The sequence below is a fragment of the Pasteurella sp. P03HT genome, assembly GCF_054052285.1.
Genome location: NZ_JBSIUM010000001.1, coordinates 1 through 15861, shown reverse-complemented (window position 1 = coordinate 15861; position 15861 = coordinate 1). Strand labels below are relative to the sequence as shown.

Here is a 15861-nt window from a genome sequence, read left to right as displayed (position 1 = left end):
CCGCACTCGGCTCAGATAACAAAAAAGGCTGTTTAACACAGCCTTTTTTATTTGGTCAAAGTAAATTAAGCAAGGATTGAATCTAATTCTTGGCTTACTTCTTCTACTTTTTTAGTCCCGTCTAAACGGAAGTATTTTGTGTTGCCAGCTTTTGCTTCTGCTTGGTAGTAGTCCACTAATGGTTTTGTTGTGGAGTGGTACACTTTTAAGCGATCTAATACCGTTTCAGGTTTGTCGTCTGCGCGGATAATTAAGTCTTCGCCAGTTACGTCATCTTTACCTTCCACTTTTGGTGGGTTGTAAACCACGTGGTAAGTACGGCCTGAAGCTTGGTGAACACGACGACCACTCATACGTTCTACGATCACTTCATCTGGTACATCGAATTCTAAAACGTAGTCAATTTGGATACCCGCAGTTTTTAATGCATCTGCTTGTGGAATAGTACGTGGGAAACCGTCTAATAAGAAACCTTTTACACAGTCATCTTGTGCAACACGCTCTTTTACTAATGAAATGATTAAGTCATCAGGCACTAATTGACCTGCGTCCATTAAGGTTTTTGCTTGTTTACCTAATTCAGTTCCCGCTTTGATTGCTGCACGCAACATATCACCAGTAGAGATTTGTGGGATACCAAATTTATTCATAATAAATTGTGCTTGTGTACCTTTACCAGCACCTGGCGCACCTAATAGGATGATTTTCATAATGACCTCATTGATTAAAATAATCGGATTTTTGACCGCACTTTTTATCGAAAACTGACAAAAGTGCGGTGGAATTTTTACTTGTTTTCTGACAAAACAAAACGGTTAATAGTTGCTGAATTTGATAGAAATGTCAACCATTAAGCCTGTGAAGCCTAGTTTTGCGTTTTAGCTTCAGGTTCTGCACGCCAAGGTGCAACTTTAAACAGCATTAACATTCCCGGAATTGCTGCAAAGAAACAAATCCAGAAGAATGTGTAGTAACCGTAATCAGACACAATCACACCTGAAAATGCGCTGAATACTTTACTTGGAATCGCCGCTAAACTAGTGAAAATCGCAAGTTGTGTGGCGGTATAAAGTGGGTTAGTTTCTCTTGCCATAAATGCCACAAACGCCGCTGTTCCTAAGCCCACACCAATATATTCACCAATAATCACCGTAGTTAACACGAAAAATTCAAATGAACCGATGGTTTCGAATTTGCCGTAACTTGCCATCCACACAAAACCGAGAATCGTGATTAATTGCACAAGACCAAATAACCATAATGAACGGTTAATGCCGATACGTAGCATTAAAATGCCACCTAACATTCCCGAAATGATCGACGCCCATAGCGAATTGATTTTTACCACAGTACCGATATCCGTTTTGCTGAATCCCATATCCAAAATAAATTTGGTTTGCAATGACGTTGCGAGAGAATCACCAAATTTATAAAGGAAGATAAAGAGAATTAAACCCAATGCAGAAGCCACGCCTTTGCGAGTGAAGAATTCTTTAAATGGAAGCGCAAAAGTATGATAGAACGGCAAAGAGCGGTCAATTTGCGGCACGTTTGGTTCTTTACTGAGGAATAACGAAAGAATCAAACCCGGGATCATAAACAACGCTGTGAAGATGAACACCATATCCCAAGGTAAGCTATCTGCGAGGATTAACGATAAACCGCCTGGAATTAACCCAGAAATACGGTAAGCGTTAACGTGGATAGAGTTACCTAAACCAAGCTCTTCATCACTTAAAATTTCACGACGGTAAGCATCGATGACAATATCTTGCACTGCAGAAAATACCGCAATTGTCGTTGAAATGATGGCAACAGTTTGGATATTTTCCACAGGGTTATATTGACCAAGTAGTGCAATCAACCCGAGCAAGCCCACTTGGGTCATAAACATCCAACTACGGCGACGACCTAAAAAGTGAGGATAATAGCGGTCGAGTAGTGGTGAAATGATAAATTTCCACGTATAAGGGAAGCCAATCAAGGTAAAGAAACCAATGGTTTTGACGTCCACATTACTGGAAGACAACCACGCAGGCACCATTTGGAAAAGCAAATATAAAGGCAAACCAGAGCTAAACCCTGTAAAAATACAGAGCAGCATATTACGGCTAAATATTTGCGACAATAAGCTTGGTTTATTTTCCATAATTAATCTCGATAGCCTTTCGGGTTATTTTTTTGCCAATTCCACGTGTCTTTCATCATTTTTTCAAGACCACGATCTGCTGTCCAACCTAATTCGTTTTTCGCTAAACTTGGGTCTGAATAGCAAGTCGCAATGTCACCTGGACGACGATCTACGAATTTATAAGGAATTTTGATGTCGTTAGCTTGTTCAAAGGCTTTCACCATATCCAATACGGAATAGCCAGTACCAGTTCCCAAGTTATAAATGTGTAAACCAGAATCACCTTCGTGATGATCAAGCGCTTTAATATGACCAATAGCAAGATCCACTACGTGGATATAATCACGTACGCCTGTGCCGTCGTGAGTATCGTAATCGCTACCAAAAATAGAGAGTTGTGGTAATTTTCCGATGGCTACTTGGCTGATATAAGGTAATAAGTTGTTTGGAATACCGTTTGGATCTTCACCAATTAAACCACTTTCGTGTGCGCCAACTGGGTTGAAGTAACGTAAGATGGTGATACTAAATTCAGGGTTTGCTTTAGCAACGTCTGTTAAAATTTGTTCCACCATAAATTTTGATGTGCCGTAAGGGTTGGTAGTGCCGCCCACTTTGCAACTTTCAGTAATTGGAATAATTTCAGGGTCACCATAAACAGTGGCAGAAGAACTAAATACAAAATTCCACACGCCTGCTTTTTTCATTTCTTGGATTAACACTAACGAACCAGTTACGTTGTTCATATAGTATTCTGCTGGTTTTTGCACACTCTCACCAACGGCTTTTAATCCAGCGAAGTGAATCACCGATTGAATTTTGTTTTCTGCAAAGATTTTTTGTAAAAGTGCGGTATCTAAAATATCGCCTTGATAGAATTTGACAGTTTTACCTGTGATTTGAGAAACACGTTCGAGGGATTTTGGGGAGGAGTTACAAAGATTATCTAAAACAACGACTTCCTTATTTGCATTAAGTAGTTCAACAACAGTATGTGAGCCGATATAACCTGCCCCACCAGTTACGAGAATTGCCATAGTTCTATCCTTAGTTGCTTTAATTTGTTAATGTTATTTATGAATAAAAAACTGTTCACAGTATAAAACTTTCTGCTCTGAAGGGAAAGAAATAGGATAAAAATTAGTAAAGTCACCATTTACTATTACAGGTTTTTTCAGTAAATTGAAAAGTATATTTAATGAACTCATCTCGTTTAACAATGATTATTTGATTGAGGGAGAAATGCAATGAATTGGTATTTAACGGTCTTAAAAAATTATGCAACGTTTAGTGGAAGAGCAAGACGAAAAGAATTTTGGATGTACAGTTTGATTCATTTCCTGATTATTTCAGTATTGGTTTTTATTGATATCAACCTTGGTACTTTCGATATAGAACGGAAAAATGGGGTGCTTTCTAGTATTTATATTCTTGCTACTTTTTTGCCAACGTTAGCGGTTTCAGTCCGTCGCTTACATGATATTAATTATCGTGGTTGGTGGATTTTGCTTAATCTGATTCCACTTGGTTCGTTAGTCCTTTTAATTTTATGGTGTTTATCGGGTACACCTGGTATGAATCGTTTTGGTCAAAATCCTAAAGCACGTGATTTTGAAAATGAATCTCACAATAAAACAACGTTAGTCAGTTAAGGTTGTTTTTCATTTCTCCATTGGCACCTAGAGGGTGCCAATTTTTTTGCTTTTTTAACCAAAATCAGTCACGCAAACGTTTACTATTGGAAAATTTAGCGTAGAATATGCGCTTATTTTTTTACTTTACTACTTTGATTTAAGGAAACAATATGTCTTTAGAAAAACATTTTGAAGTCACTAAACGTGGTTCAAGTGTTCGCCAAGAGGTGATCGCTGGACTCACAACGTTCTTAGCGATGGTGTACTCAGTGATTGTTGTACCAAATATGCTCGGTGCAGCAGGCTTCCCACCTGAATCTGTCTTTATCGCAACCTGTTTAGTCGCGGGTTTAGGTTCTATTTTAATCGGCTTATGGGCAAATGTGCCAATGGCGATTGGTTGTGCGATTTCATTAACCGCCTTTACTGCATTCAGCTTAGTATTAGGTCAACAAGTGAGCATCCCAGTGGCATTAGGCGCCGTATTCTTAATGGGGGTAGTGTTTACACTCATTTCTGCAACTGGTATTCGCGCTTGGATTTTACGTAACTTACCAATCAGCATTGCACACGGTGCGGGTATCGGTATCGGTTTATTCTTATTATTAATCGCTGCAAACGGTGTAGGTTTAGTGGTAAGCAACCAAGCGGGTTTACCCGTGAAATTAGGTGAGTTCACTTCATTCCCTGTATTAATGTCATTAATCGGCTTAGCATTCATTATCGGCTTAGAAAAAATACAAGTAAAAGGTGGCATCTTATGGGTGATTATTGCGATCACTATCGTAGGCTTAATCTTCGATCCAAATGTCAAATTTGGCGGTGAAGTGTTTAAAATGCCAACTTTTGGTGAAAACTCATTATTCTTACAATTAGACATTATGGGCGCATTACAACCTGCAATTTTACCTGTGGTATTTGCCCTTGTGATGACAGCGGTATTCGATGCAACAGGTACAATCCGTGCGGTAGCGGGTCAAGCAAACTTATTAGATAAAGATGGTCAAATTATCAACGGCGGTAAAGCGTTAACTTCTGACTCTGTAAGTAGCATTTTCTCTGGTGTGTTCGGTACCGCGCCAGCAGCAGTGTATATTGAATCAGCAGCAGGTACAGCGGCAGGCGGTAAAACAGGTATCACTGCAATCGTGGTGGGTGTGTTATTCTTATTAATGTTATTCTTCCAACCATTAGCCTTCTTAGTACCAGGTTATGCAACTGCACCAGCATTAATGTATGTGGGTTTATTGATGTTAAGCAACGTGAGCAAATTAGACTTCAATGATTTCATCGGTGCAATGAGCGGTTTAGTTTGTGCAGTATTTATCGTATTAACAGCGAACATCGTCACAGGTATTATGTTAGGTTTCGCAACATTAGTGATTGGTCGTTTAGTATCTGGTGAATATAAAAAATTAAATATCGGTACTATCGTGATCGCGGTTGCATTAGTGGCGTTCTATGTAGGTGGTTGGGCGATTTAATTAGCTCACACTGAACTGGCTAAAATAAAGGGCAGAATATTCTGCCCTTATTTTTTCTTCCTTATTCGTTATTTTCATCGAAAACTTTAAACAAACCGACCGCACTTTTTAACTTATCACCATAGAAAATCAATGGAATACGTTGGCGTTGCCACACTGGTACATTAAAGTTTTGCCAAATCTTTTTCATTTCTTTATTGGCAGATTTTTCCGTTAAACGCACTTTGCCAGCGTAGCTAAAACGCACTTGAATAGGCGTATTTGTCAAAGGTAACTCTTGTGTCACGAGCCGTTCATTTTGCCATTGCACCAGTAATTTATCAGTTTGCTGCGTAAGCGTTAACGTACCTAAATTATCAGGTAAGCAAACTGCTTTCCCTATTTTAATATCAATTTTATGCGTTGCAGTATCGGCAAATTGTGGCGTTAAATACAATTTTTGTTGATGACGGCGAACCACTTTTTCACCCAATTGGAACAGTGGATTGCTGTCGGCTTTAGCAAAAATGACATCTTGAATAATTTGTTCAAGTTGAACCAATGAAGGCATTGGCAATTGCCATTCATTCAGCCATAAGCGCAATAAGGCTTTCTGTTTAGTCGCAGAATATTGTGCGAATGGCTGAATATTGAAAGTGCGGTCAGTTTTATCAAAGTTTTGTGCAAATTCATCGGCTAATAATTCATTGATTAATTGTTGTTGTTCAAAACAATGTTGTGCAGAACGTTGCACTGCCAAATCAAAATGCGCCCAACGTTGGCGTAGCTCAGGTAAAATTTCATTACGCAGAAAATTGCGCTCATAGCGGCTATCGCTATTGCTTTCATCTTCTACCCAATCCAATTTTTCCGCTTGCACAAACTGCTCTAATTCAGGGCGAGTAAAATGGAGTAGCGGGCGAAAAACAGGCAAATTACAGACCGCACTTTGCACTTGCATTGCACCTAATCCTTGTAAACCACTGCCACGTTTTAAGGCAAGGAAAAACGTTTCGGTTTGATCTTGTAGATGATGCGCAGTCGCCAAAACTTCATCAGGCAAAATATGTTGAGCAATCGCTTGATAACGTGCTTCACGCGCTCCCGCTTCAATACCATTACTGCGATCCACTTGCACTTTTTCAATAATGAATGGCACGTTTAACTGTTCACAAATTTGTTTGCAGTGTTGTGTCCAACTATCTGCGTTTGCACTTAACCCGTGGTGAATATGAATGGCTCGTAGTTGTAAGTGCGGTCGATTTTTACGAAGTTTTGTGAATAGCAAAAGCAAAGCAGTGGAATCCAAACCACCACTAAAACCAATCAGAAATTGCTTTTGTGTAGAGAGGTATTTATCAATTTGGGCTTGGAATCTTGTTAATAACATAAACGAGCGTTCTGAAAATAAAGGGCGTTCATTGTCACGCCCTTTAAGGTTGGGATTAAGCGATTTTTACCGCTTTATATTGGCTAATTGGATTCATAATGTAATCACGTGCGGCGATAATTTGCAGTTCGTAATTATCTTTTTGTTGTGTCACAGTCATCACATCATTCACCGCATTGGCGGTATGTTCAAAAGCCTCGATGTCAGATTTTCCATTAAGTAGATTTGCGATAAACAAGCCGGCAGTTAAGTCGCCCACACCCACAGGTTCTTTTCGGAATTGGTGTAATGGGCGGCTGATGTGCCACATACCGTCTTGATTTGCTAAAAGCATTTCAAATTGTGTCGCATCTTTGCCCACTTTACTTAAGTGTTTCACTAACACTTTTTTCGGCCCTTTAGATAAGATCACTTTTACTGCGTCCAATGCTTGTTCAAAGTTTTCAACAGGTAAGCCACTTAATTCACGTAATTCCACTAAATTTGGGGTGATTAAATCAGCTTCAGCCATCGCTAAATTCACTAAGCCCTCTTTCACGCCGTCAGCCACAATACAGCCTTTATCAGGATGACCCATGACAGGATCACATAAATAGAGCGCGTTTGGATTTTTCGATTTTACAAAACGAACCGCATTGATAATTTCTTCTACTTGTTCTGCAGAACCAATGTAGCCAGATACAACAGCATCACATAAGTGCAGAGAGTCAATGGCATCAATGCCACGTACAATCTCACCAATTTGTTCTTTAGGAATGACCATTCCTGTCCATTTGCCATATTGTGTATGGTTGGAAAATTGAACCGTATTCAATGCCCAGACATCAACGCCTAAAAGCTGCATAGGAAAAGTGGCTGATTTATTACCTGCGTAGCCATAAACGACGTGGGATTGTATTGAAAGAACGTGTTTCATTCTAGTTTCCTTTTCGAATAAATTGATTAAGTAATGGAGTCGCTAATTTTTGTTGATGTTCGGGTAAATATATTTCAGCTTGCCAAAATGGCTCGTCACTTTCGATATTGTAATAAGCGACACCATCAAGACGTTTTTTCCCTTGATTCGCTTGATAAGCAATTAAATGTGGATTGAGAGAAACTTGCGAAACAGGGAAATTCGTTGAAGTGTAAAATAAAAAATCATTCTCTTGTGCATGTTTCTTCGCGTCTGGGAAAAATGCTGACGCTGCCATCATGGCACAACCGACACAACTTGCCGCATGATAATAAGAAAAATAACCTACTCTGTCCTTTGGAGCAAATACGTAGGAGGTTGAGCCGTTTGCGCCTACGCTACCATTGAGTAATTGCCAACCTTTGGGCACGAGCAACATTTGTTCATAGGGCATGGCATAGAGGTCAAAATGTGCTAGGGTTTTCGCCTTTAATTTTGTTGAAAAAGGAACAATATCACTTTTTAACCATCCGCCCTCAATATTATCTTCATATTCTGTTTGATAAACGTTGATTTTTTGCTGATTCAGCGTCATTTCTTTCATAAATTTTGCTTTCATCATCACGGGATCAGTCAATTCACGAGGCTCAAATGAAAACTGATATTCGTCGGCGAAAGTGAGAGTGGGATAACCTGAAAAGCAAATTGCTGGCAATAAGAAGAATAGAATACGCATCATGATGATCTCCAAAAAAAGTGCGGTATAGTTTACCGCACTTTTTCGTTAAAGATTTAGCAATAACCGTAGTCCATCAGACGATGATAGCGGCGATGTAATAAATTATCTTGGTCAAGCATTTCAAGATCTTTTAAATCGTCTAATAAACGTTGTTTTAGATTTTGCGCCATCGCATCAAAATCACGATGTGCACCACCGAGTGGCTCTTCAACGATATTGTCGATTAAATTTAATTCTTTTAAGCGGTTTGCAGTTAAGCCCATTACTTCTGCTGCCGTTGACGCTTTGTCCGCGCTCTTCCATAAAATAGAGGCACAGCCTTCTGGCGAAATGACCGAATAGGTACTGTATTGCAACATATTCACTTTGTCGCCGACACCAATGGCTAACGCACCACCTGATCCCCCTTCACCGATAACGGTACAAATGACAGGGACTTTTAGCGTTGCCATTTCACGTAAGTTACGTGCGATGGCTTCTGACTGACCACGTTCTTCTGCGCCCACACCAGGATATGCTCCAGGGGTATCGATAAATGTAATGATAGGAAGTTTAAAACGTTCCGCCATTTGCATTAAACGCAATGCTTTACGGTAACCTTCTGGTGCAGGCATACCAAAATTACGTTTTACTTTGTCTTTTACGGTACGTCCCTTTTGATGACCAATAACCATCACAGGTTTCCCGTTTAAACGTGCTAAACCACCGACGATCGCTTTATCATCTGCGAATGCACGATCGCCCGCTAATTCTTCAAATTCAGTAAAAATACGTTCAATATAATCAAGAGTATAAGGACGGTTTGGATGACGAGCCATTTTTGACACTTGCCATGCATCTAAATTAGCAAACGTTTTTTGCGTCAGCTCCGCGCTTTTTTTCTGTAAACGTGCAATTTCATCATCAAGATTGATTTCGTTATCTTCACTTGCAACAGAACGTAACGACTCAATTTTTGCTTCAAGTTCTGCAATCGGTAATTCAAAATCTAAATATTCTGGGCTCATTTTTCTTCCTGTTCTCAAATTAGCACAACGTTGTACGGCACTTTATCAAGATTTTTATGATGGTGCAAACATAGGCTGTATTGTATGCCTTTTTTTGTTAAAAATCATGCGATGTTTTACTTGTTCTACCATTTACTACAGGCTTAGCAACGACAATTATACGGCAATTATATTGTTGCTTATTGGGGCATTAAATGAACTTTATGCTTCAAAAGTATGTCAAAGGGACAGTCTTGATAGGTATAACCCAATTGATTTAGGCGTTTTTATGAAATTAAATAAAACCACTTTAATGGCAACACTTGGTGTTTTTGCGTTTACAGCCTTCTCAGCACATGCCACATTTTTAGCATCAAGCTCAAAAGGTGAGCTAACGAAAATGCTTTACAGTTGTGAAGGCAAAAAAACATTAGAGGTGATTTTTATCAATACCGCTAAAGATTCTTTCGCCATTATTAACCAAATGGATGAAATGGTTCCTATGGAAATCGTGAAATCTGCTTCAGGTGCAGTGTATAAGGCGATTAATAAAGACTATACATATGAATTACAAACTAAAGGTAATCAAGCAACATTATTTGGCGATGGGAAAGTGGTGATAGGGGAATGTGTCTCAGAATAATTGATTAGTTTTGATAAATAAAATATGCCCTGATAAATCAGGGCATAATTAGTTTATGAGTGTTATTCCCATTCAATTGTTGCAGGTGGCTTACCGCTTACGTCGTAAACAACACGTGAAATGCCGTTTACTTCGTTGATGATGCGGTTAGAGATTTTACCTAAGAGTTCGTAAGGTAAATGTGCCCAATGTGCGGTCATAAAATCGATCGTTTCTACCGCTCTTAAGCTCACAACCCAGTCGTATTTACGACCATCACCCATTACACCTACGGATTTTACTGGTAAGAATACAGTAAATGCTTGGCTCACTTTGTAATACCAGCCTGAGGCGTGTAATTCTTCCATAAAGATTGCGTCAGCACGACGGACTAAATCACAGTATTCTTTTTTGATTTCACCTAACACACGCACGCCTAAGCCTGGGCCTGGGAATGGGTGGCGGTTTAACATTTCTGCAGGTAAACCTAATGCTAAACCAATTTTACGCACTTCATCTTTGAATAATTCGCGTAGTGGTTCAACTAACCCAAGTTTCATATAGTCAGGTAAGCCTCCAACATTGTGGTGTGATTTAATCACATGCGCTTTACCTGTTTTACTTGCCGCAGATTCGATCACGTCAGGGTAGATTGTGCCTTGTGCTAACCATTTTACGCTTGATAGTTTTTTCGATTCATCATCGAATACATCAACGAAGACTTTACCGATAGTTTTGCGTTTTGCTTCTGGTTCATCAATGCCTTTTAAGGCATCTAAGAAACGATTTTCAGCGTTAACGTGAATGATGTTTAAGCCGAATTTATCGCCAAACATCTCCATCACTTGTTCAGCTTCGTTTAAGCGAAGTAAACCGTTGTCGACAAACACGCAATGTAAGTTTTTACCAATTGCGCGGTGTAATAAAAGTGCCGTTACAGAGGAGTCAACACCACCTGATAAACCTAAAATTACTTCGTCATCGCCAACTTGCGCTTTGATGCGAGCAACGGCATCTTCAATAATATTTTCTGGTGTCCAGTTACGTTCACAGCCACAGATATTCACTACAAAGTTGGTTAATAATGCTAAGCCACTTTTCGTGTGTGTCACTTCTGGGTGGAATTGTACGCCGTAAAAACGACGGCTTTCATCAGACATTGCGGCGATTGGGCAAGTTGGCGTTACACCTGTAACTTGGAAGTTTTCTGGTAAGCGAGTGACTTTATCACCGTGGCTCATCCAAACGTCTAATTTTGGCGCTGCACTTGTTAAGTCATCATTTAATTTTGCGAATAGTGCATCAGTTGCTTTTAAATCTACTGATGCATAACCGAATTCACGATGATCTGAAGTTTCAGTCAAGCCACCTAATTGCATTGCCATGGTTTGCATACCATAGCAGATCCCTAACACGGGCACGCCTGCCTTGAACACATATTCTGGTGCGCGTGGGCTGTTTTTTTCAGTGGTACTTTCAGGACCACCAGAAAGAATGATCCCCGTTGGATTGAATTCACGAATATCAGCTTCGCTCACGTCCCACGCCCAAAGTTCGCAGTAAACACCAATTTCACGCACACGACGTGCAATTAGCTGAGTATATTGTGAACCGAAGTCCAAAATTAAAATTTTATGATTGTGAATGTTGTTCATTTAAGTTCTCTTTAAGTGTTGAAAGCCAAATTAGATTCTGCTTGCGTAAATGTATTTGATTTATGTTTAATTTGCCTTGTTAAACCAAGCAACATAATCAAATTGATCGTAATAACGTTTGCCGTTAAATCCAGTGTACTCAGATAGATCTCCGACCATCTCTTCTTGTTCAAACCCTGAAATTTTGACCGCACTTTTTAATTCAGGATAAGATTTGCTTGTGAACACGACTTTATTGTTAAAAGAAAGTGTATCAAATTCTACAAGGTCTTGATAAGTACACCCATCACGATCCGTCATAATGATAAATAAGTTCTCCAAATTCATGCGTTGACTACGTTGTTGCCATTTTTCATGTGCTTCTTGCTCATTGTGATAATGCATAAAATGAATATGAAGATCAGCAAGTTTCCCTACTGGATAAGCCTTTTTAGTTTGAATAAATTCCAAAGGTTGACTTTGGTAAAACTCAATGTTTTGCAGGTAACGAATAAAATCTTTTGCTGTTAAATATAAATTGATAAAAGGGGAGTTAAAACGCAAATTTAAGTCGTGCAACATAAAACCACCGAGACAATTACTTGAAATAATAGTGATATCTCGCTTTATTAATCGCTTTCTTTTTTCTTGGTTAAGAAAATAGCGGATGTAGGCGTTAAGTTTATTACAAATGCGTTTTCTCAGTAACATTGTGTATGTCAATTATCAAGAAATGACTTAACTGCATTAAACAAAGTCCCCGAATGAATCGGGGACACTTTCTTTTAGCCCATACGATAGTTTGGAGCTTCTTTCGTAATCGTTACGTCGTGAACATGGCTTTCTTTCATCCCTGCGCCACTGATACGTACGAATTGTGCTTTAGTACGTAATTCCTCGATCGTTGCACAACCCGTTAAGCCCATACAAGAACGTAATCCGCCCATTTGCTGGTGGATAATTTCTTTTAAGAAACCTTTGTAAGGGATACGACCCTCAATACCTTCTGGTACTAATTTGTCAGCAGCGTTATCTGATTGGAAATAACGGTCGCTTGAGCCTTTGCTCATTGCACCTAATGAGCCCATACCACGATAAGATTTAAAAGCACGACCTTGGAACAATTCAATTTCACCTGGTGCTTCCTCTGTACCTGCAAACATTGATCCTACCATGACACAAGAGGCACCCGCAGCGATCGCTTTTGAAATATCGCCAGAGAAACGGATACCACCGTCAGCAATGACTGGAATGCCACGATCTTTTAATGCTTCTGCTGCATCTGCGATCGCACTAATTTGTGGAACACCCACACCTGTGACGATACGCGTTGTACAAATCGAACCAGGACCGATACCGACTTTTACCGCACTTGCGCCTGCATCAGCTAACGCAATAGCACCTTCTGCTGTTGCGACGTTACCCGCAACGATTTGTAAGTCAGGATATTTCGCACGTGTTTCACGAACACGTTGTAAAACACCTTCTGAATGACCGTGTGATGAGTCGATTAATAACACATCGACACCTGCTTTCACTAATGCATCAATACGTTCTTCGTTACCTGGACCAGCGCCTACTGCTGCACCAACGCGTAAACGACCAAATTCATCTTTACACGCATTCGGTTTTTGTTCAGATTTTTGATAGTCTTTTAACGTGATCATTCCTTTTAATTTGAAATCATCATTCACAACGAGTACTTTTTCTACGCGATGCGTGTGCATTAAACCAAAGATTTCATCACGGCTTGCATGGCGTTTAACCGTAACTAACTTCTCTTTTGGTGTCATAAAATCGGCGACTGTTTTGCTTAAGTCTGTCACAAAACGCGTATCACGTCCCGTAATGATACCCACTAGATTTTTTTGTTCATCGACAACGGGAAAACTCGCAAAGCCGTTTTTCTTTACTAATTCGGCAAGTTCAGATAAGGATAAATTAGGTGATACGGTGACTGGATCAGAGACAATCCCGCTTTCGAATTTTTTCACCTTGCGAACACGTTCAGCCTGGCGTTCAATGGACATATTTTTGTGAATAAAGCCGATACCACCTTCTTGGGCGAGAGAAATTGCCAGTTTTGCTTCTGTTACAGTATCCATTGCTGCAGATAGCATTGGAATATTTAAGCGGATCGTTTTTGTGAGTTGAGTTGACAGGTCTGCGGTATTAGGAAGCACTGTGGAATGTGCTGGAACAAGAAGGACATCATCGAAGGTCAAGGCTTCTTTTATTACTCGTAACATTGCAATATTCTCTCTTAGATTTGAAGTTGAAAATAAAAAAGGGTAAAAAATATTGCGGACGCATTATACAGATTTCATTCTTGTTTGAAAATGGATTTTTTTATCGATTTAGTACAAAATGCCATGTTCAAACACAATGAGAATACTCAGTTATATCAACTAGGTTTTTTATGCAAAAAATAATCGAAATTTTAGCGCAATCCCCTGAAACATCGCTATCTGAATTAGTCAAGAAGCTAAATTGCTCACCGTCTGAGGTATTGAGTGCAATCGCAAACGTCGAAAAGCAAGGTATCGTCATAGAAAAAAGTGCGGTTGGTTTCAAATTAATTCCTCAATTAGAACGTTTAGAGACGACTTATCTTGAAAACGCACTTTTCCCGCAGCCTATTATTGTAAAACCAGTTATTGATTCGACTAATCAATATTTATTAGAACAGATTGAGAAATTAGAAAGAGGAACGGTTTGTCTTGCAGAATATCAAACAGCAGGACGGGGTAGACGCGGGCGTCAATGGTTATCGCCTTTCGCAGGTCAAGTGATAATGAGTCTGTATTGGACAGTACCGCGCCATGTCAATTTAGAAGGATTAAGCCTAGCGGTTGGCATGGCGATTGCGGATACACTAAGACAACTAGGGGCAATGGGGGTATCATTGAAATGGCCAAATGATGTATTACTGAATTACCGAAAGTTAGCAGGCATTTTGATTGAAATTGCGAATCGTTCAGATGGATTACATCATCTTGTGATTGGTTTAGGGATTAACTTGGCGTTGCCTCACCAGAAAAATGCCATTGATCAGCCATGGGCAGAGTTAGTAGAAGTCTTACCCAATTTAAATCGTAATCAATTAATTGTTATGCTTATCAAAAAATTGACGGATTATTTAACGCGTTTCCAAGAAAGTGGGATTGATGAGGCATTCAAACAGCATTGGTTAGAATTGGATGCGTATTTGGGTGAGGAAGTCAATATCATCAGTGAAAATCAGATTACCACTGGTATTGAGCAAGGTATTGATGAGCGCGGGTATATCAAAATTGCGACGTCAGCTGGCATGATGTGTTTTAATGGTGGGGAAGTCTCACTTAGAAAAGCGTAGTTTATCGATAAAGAGCGGTGAAAATTTAAGAAATTTAGACCGCTCTTGTATGGAATGTTAAATAACTTTTTGTATCAGTGCAGAAATATCATTAGCAAAGCTTTCGTTCTGTGCCATTGTGACAATCTCTTCATGATTGTATTTTTGAGCATTATACACGACGACAATGCTAGTATCGCCCACTTGTAAAAAATTACGCTCACCAAATTCAGTATAACGTGTTGCCCCAATACTGATAATGGCTTGTTTCGGATAATTCGCTTTTGCCATTAATGCAGGAATATCATTCATCGGTCCCTGATCAGGCTGCGTATTCATTTTATTGACAATCCAATTTAAAAGCTTTTGGTGAAAATAGCTATAACCGAGCGCAGGGCTATCCACGCCATACTCTGTCAATGTATCATGGCGTTTATGAAAGCATGCAATATGAAACGGATCAATCTCGCTGCCTTCTGTAAATGAAGTTAATGGTAATAGTGTGTTTGAAAGCCCTTTGCTTTTTTCTGCCCAGTTTTTCTTTTCACTGATTTTTTTAGCGTTGGGACGGCGGATAGAGCAGTCATTATAGGCTGCAAAGAAACGTGGAATAAGTCCTGTCACAGTGTTATCACAATATTGAATATCACAAATTAACGCGATTTCAGGCTCAATTTGTAAATTATCTGCCCCAATTTCACTTGGAAAAGTTAAGTATTGATCGCTCAATGGATAAGTTGAAAGGAATTGATGTTCTGGATTTAGTGTATTACTTGGTACATAAAAAGGGAAAATAGCTTTAGGCTGAATAGCCTCTTCTGTTTGTACTGCAACAAAGTCAGCTGCTTCTCCTGCTTGTTCTAAATGACCTGCAAAATTTCCAGCCACACCAAAACCAATCATCTGTTTAAAATTCATTGGGTTCTCCTTTCTATTATGTTTGCTTATAAAATGTAAAACCAAGTTACTCTAGTCTTAAATGCAGTATAAAACAATCATTTTTGATTGCTTTATAAACAATTGAAGAAAAAAT

At 39.3% G+C, this 15861-nt stretch carries 15 protein-coding genes; 4 read left to right on the top strand and 11 right to left on the bottom strand.

The features are described 5' to 3' along the window. Positions 1 to 65: 65 nt before the first annotated feature. From adk to galE, 3 genes are all read right to left on the bottom strand, one after another. Positions 66 to 710 carry an adenylate kinase gene (adk, locus tag ACWIT3_RS00075; protein ID WP_046339295.1) on the bottom strand — a complete coding sequence of 215 codons (645 nt, stop codon included), beginning with the start codon at positions 708 to 710 and terminating at the stop codon, positions 66 to 68. A gap of 155 nt (positions 711 to 865) precedes the next feature. After that, positions 866 to 2149: an AmpG family muropeptide MFS transporter gene (locus ACWIT3_RS00070; protein WP_457160825.1), complete on the bottom strand. Its 1284-nt coding sequence runs from the start codon at positions 2147 to 2149 to the stop codon at positions 866 to 868. 2 nt (positions 2150 to 2151) lie between these two features. Beyond that, positions 2152 to 3168 carry a UDP-glucose 4-epimerase GalE gene (galE, locus tag ACWIT3_RS00065; protein ID WP_457160824.1) on the bottom strand — a complete coding sequence of 339 codons (1017 nt, stop codon included), beginning with the start codon at positions 3166 to 3168 and terminating at the stop codon, positions 2152 to 2154. Positions 3169 to 3378: 210 nt separating this feature from the next. Between galE and ACWIT3_RS00060 the strand changes: the two genes are divergently transcribed. Beyond that, positions 3379 to 3783: a DUF805 domain-containing protein gene (locus ACWIT3_RS00060; protein WP_457160823.1), complete on the top strand. Its 405-nt coding sequence runs from the start codon at positions 3379 to 3381 to the stop codon at positions 3781 to 3783. A gap of 152 nt (positions 3784 to 3935) precedes the next feature. Further along, entirely contained in the window at positions 3936 to 5249 is a 1314-nt protein-coding gene (locus ACWIT3_RS00055; RefSeq protein ID WP_457160822.1) for an NCS2 family permease, read from the top strand. A gap of 61 nt (positions 5250 to 5310) precedes the next feature. Here the strand turns inward: ACWIT3_RS00055 and tilS are convergent, their stop codons facing one another. Genes tilS through accA form a run of 4 tightly spaced genes read right to left on the bottom strand, consistent with a single transcriptional unit; the run spans position 5311 to position 9259 of the window. Beyond that, entirely contained in the window at positions 5311 to 6618 is a 1308-nt protein-coding gene (gene tilS / locus ACWIT3_RS00050) for a tRNA lysidine(34) synthetase TilS (protein WP_457160821.1), read from the bottom strand. Between the two features lie 55 nt (positions 6619 to 6673). Further along, complete coding sequence (gene pdxY / locus ACWIT3_RS00045; RefSeq protein ID WP_046339289.1) at positions 6674 to 7534, bottom strand: pyridoxal kinase PdxY; 861 nt, start codon at positions 7532 to 7534, stop codon at positions 6674 to 6676. A gap of 1 nt (position 7535) precedes the next feature. Then, on the bottom strand, positions 7536 to 8252 hold the full coding sequence (locus tag ACWIT3_RS00040; RefSeq protein ID WP_457160820.1) for a DUF4850 domain-containing protein: 717 nt from the start codon (positions 8250 to 8252) through the stop codon (positions 7536 to 7538). Between the two features lie 53 nt (positions 8253 to 8305). After that, complete coding sequence (gene accA / locus ACWIT3_RS00035; RefSeq protein WP_046339288.1) at positions 8306 to 9259, bottom strand: acetyl-CoA carboxylase carboxyl transferase subunit alpha; 954 nt, start codon at positions 9257 to 9259, stop codon at positions 8306 to 8308. A 268-nt stretch (positions 9260 to 9527) separates the two neighbouring features. Between accA and ACWIT3_RS00030 the strand changes: the two genes are divergently transcribed. After that, positions 9528 to 9881 (top strand): MliC family protein, encoded by a 354-nt coding sequence (locus tag ACWIT3_RS00030; RefSeq protein WP_457160819.1) that lies wholly within the window; start codon positions 9528 to 9530, stop codon positions 9879 to 9881. A 62-nt stretch (positions 9882 to 9943) separates the two neighbouring features. Here ACWIT3_RS00030 and guaA read toward each other — a convergent pair whose 3' ends face one another. The 3 genes from guaA to guaB form a co-directional block, all read right to left on the bottom strand. Beyond that, complete coding sequence (gene guaA, locus ACWIT3_RS00025; RefSeq protein ID WP_457160818.1) at positions 9944 to 11515, bottom strand: glutamine-hydrolyzing GMP synthase; 1572 nt, start codon at positions 11513 to 11515, stop codon at positions 9944 to 9946. Between the two features lie 66 nt (positions 11516 to 11581). Then, entirely contained in the window at positions 11582 to 12205 is a 624-nt protein-coding gene (locus ACWIT3_RS00020; protein ID WP_457160817.1) for a DUF1919 domain-containing protein, read from the bottom strand. Between the two features lie 74 nt (positions 12206 to 12279). Then, complete coding sequence (gene guaB, locus ACWIT3_RS00015; protein ID WP_046339284.1) at positions 12280 to 13743, bottom strand: IMP dehydrogenase; 1464 nt, start codon at positions 13741 to 13743, stop codon at positions 12280 to 12282. 170 nt (positions 13744 to 13913) lie between these two features. On the opposite strand from guaB, the gene birA reads away from it, so the two are divergent. After that, on the top strand, positions 13914 to 14849 hold the full coding sequence (birA, locus tag ACWIT3_RS00010) for a bifunctional biotin--[acetyl-CoA-carboxylase] ligase/biotin operon repressor BirA (RefSeq protein ID WP_457160816.1): 936 nt from the start codon (positions 13914 to 13916) through the stop codon (positions 14847 to 14849). A 57-nt stretch (positions 14850 to 14906) separates the two neighbouring features. Here the strand turns inward: birA and ACWIT3_RS00005 are convergent, their stop codons facing one another. Continuing rightward, positions 14907 to 15746, bottom strand: a complete 840-nt coding sequence (locus ACWIT3_RS00005; RefSeq protein ID WP_457160815.1) for a DUF5718 family protein — start codon at positions 15744 to 15746, stop codon at positions 14907 to 14909. Between the last annotated feature and the right edge of the window lie 115 nt (positions 15747 to 15861).

What these genes read in the sequence shown, in the direction of transcription:
- adk (WP_046339295.1), bottom strand. Translation starts at nt 710, where the DNA reads ATGAAAATCATCCTATTAGGTGCGCCAGGTGCTGGTAAAGGTACACAA.
- ACWIT3_RS00070 (WP_457160825.1), bottom strand. Translation starts at nt 2,149, where the DNA reads ATGGAAAATAAACCAAGCTTATTGTCGCAAATATTTAGCCGTAATATG.
- galE (WP_457160824.1), bottom strand. Translation starts at nt 3,168, where the DNA reads ATGGCAATTCTCGTAACTGGTGGGGCAGGTTATATCGGCTCACATACT.
- ACWIT3_RS00060 (WP_457160823.1), top strand. Translation starts at nt 3,379, where the DNA reads ATGAATTGGTATTTAACGGTCTTAAAAAATTATGCAACGTTTAGTGGA.
- ACWIT3_RS00055 (WP_457160822.1), top strand. Translation starts at nt 3,936, where the DNA reads ATGTCTTTAGAAAAACATTTTGAAGTCACTAAACGTGGTTCAAGTGTT.
- tilS (WP_457160821.1), bottom strand. Translation starts at nt 6,618, where the DNA reads ATGTTATTAACAAGATTCCAAGCCCAAATTGATAAATACCTCTCTACA.
- pdxY (WP_046339289.1), bottom strand. Translation starts at nt 7,534, where the DNA reads ATGAAACACGTTCTTTCAATACAATCCCACGTCGTTTATGGCTACGCA.
- ACWIT3_RS00040 (WP_457160820.1), bottom strand. Translation starts at nt 8,252, where the DNA reads ATGATGCGTATTCTATTCTTCTTATTGCCAGCAATTTGCTTTTCAGGT.
- accA (WP_046339288.1), bottom strand. Translation starts at nt 9,259, where the DNA reads ATGAGCCCAGAATATTTAGATTTTGAATTACCGATTGCAGAACTTGAA.
- ACWIT3_RS00030 (WP_457160819.1), top strand. Translation starts at nt 9,528, where the DNA reads ATGAAATTAAATAAAACCACTTTAATGGCAACACTTGGTGTTTTTGCG.
- guaA (WP_457160818.1), bottom strand. Translation starts at nt 11,515, where the DNA reads ATGAACAACATTCACAATCATAAAATTTTAATTTTGGACTTCGGTTCA.
- ACWIT3_RS00020 (WP_457160817.1), bottom strand. Translation starts at nt 12,205, where the DNA reads ATGTTACTGAGAAAACGCATTTGTAATAAACTTAACGCCTACATCCGC.
- guaB (WP_046339284.1), bottom strand. Translation starts at nt 13,743, where the DNA reads ATGTTACGAGTAATAAAAGAAGCCTTGACCTTCGATGATGTCCTTCTT.
- birA (WP_457160816.1), top strand. Translation starts at nt 13,914, where the DNA reads ATGCAAAAAATAATCGAAATTTTAGCGCAATCCCCTGAAACATCGCTA.
- ACWIT3_RS00005 (WP_457160815.1), bottom strand. Translation starts at nt 15,746, where the DNA reads ATGAATTTTAAACAGATGATTGGTTTTGGTGTGGCTGGAAATTTTGCA.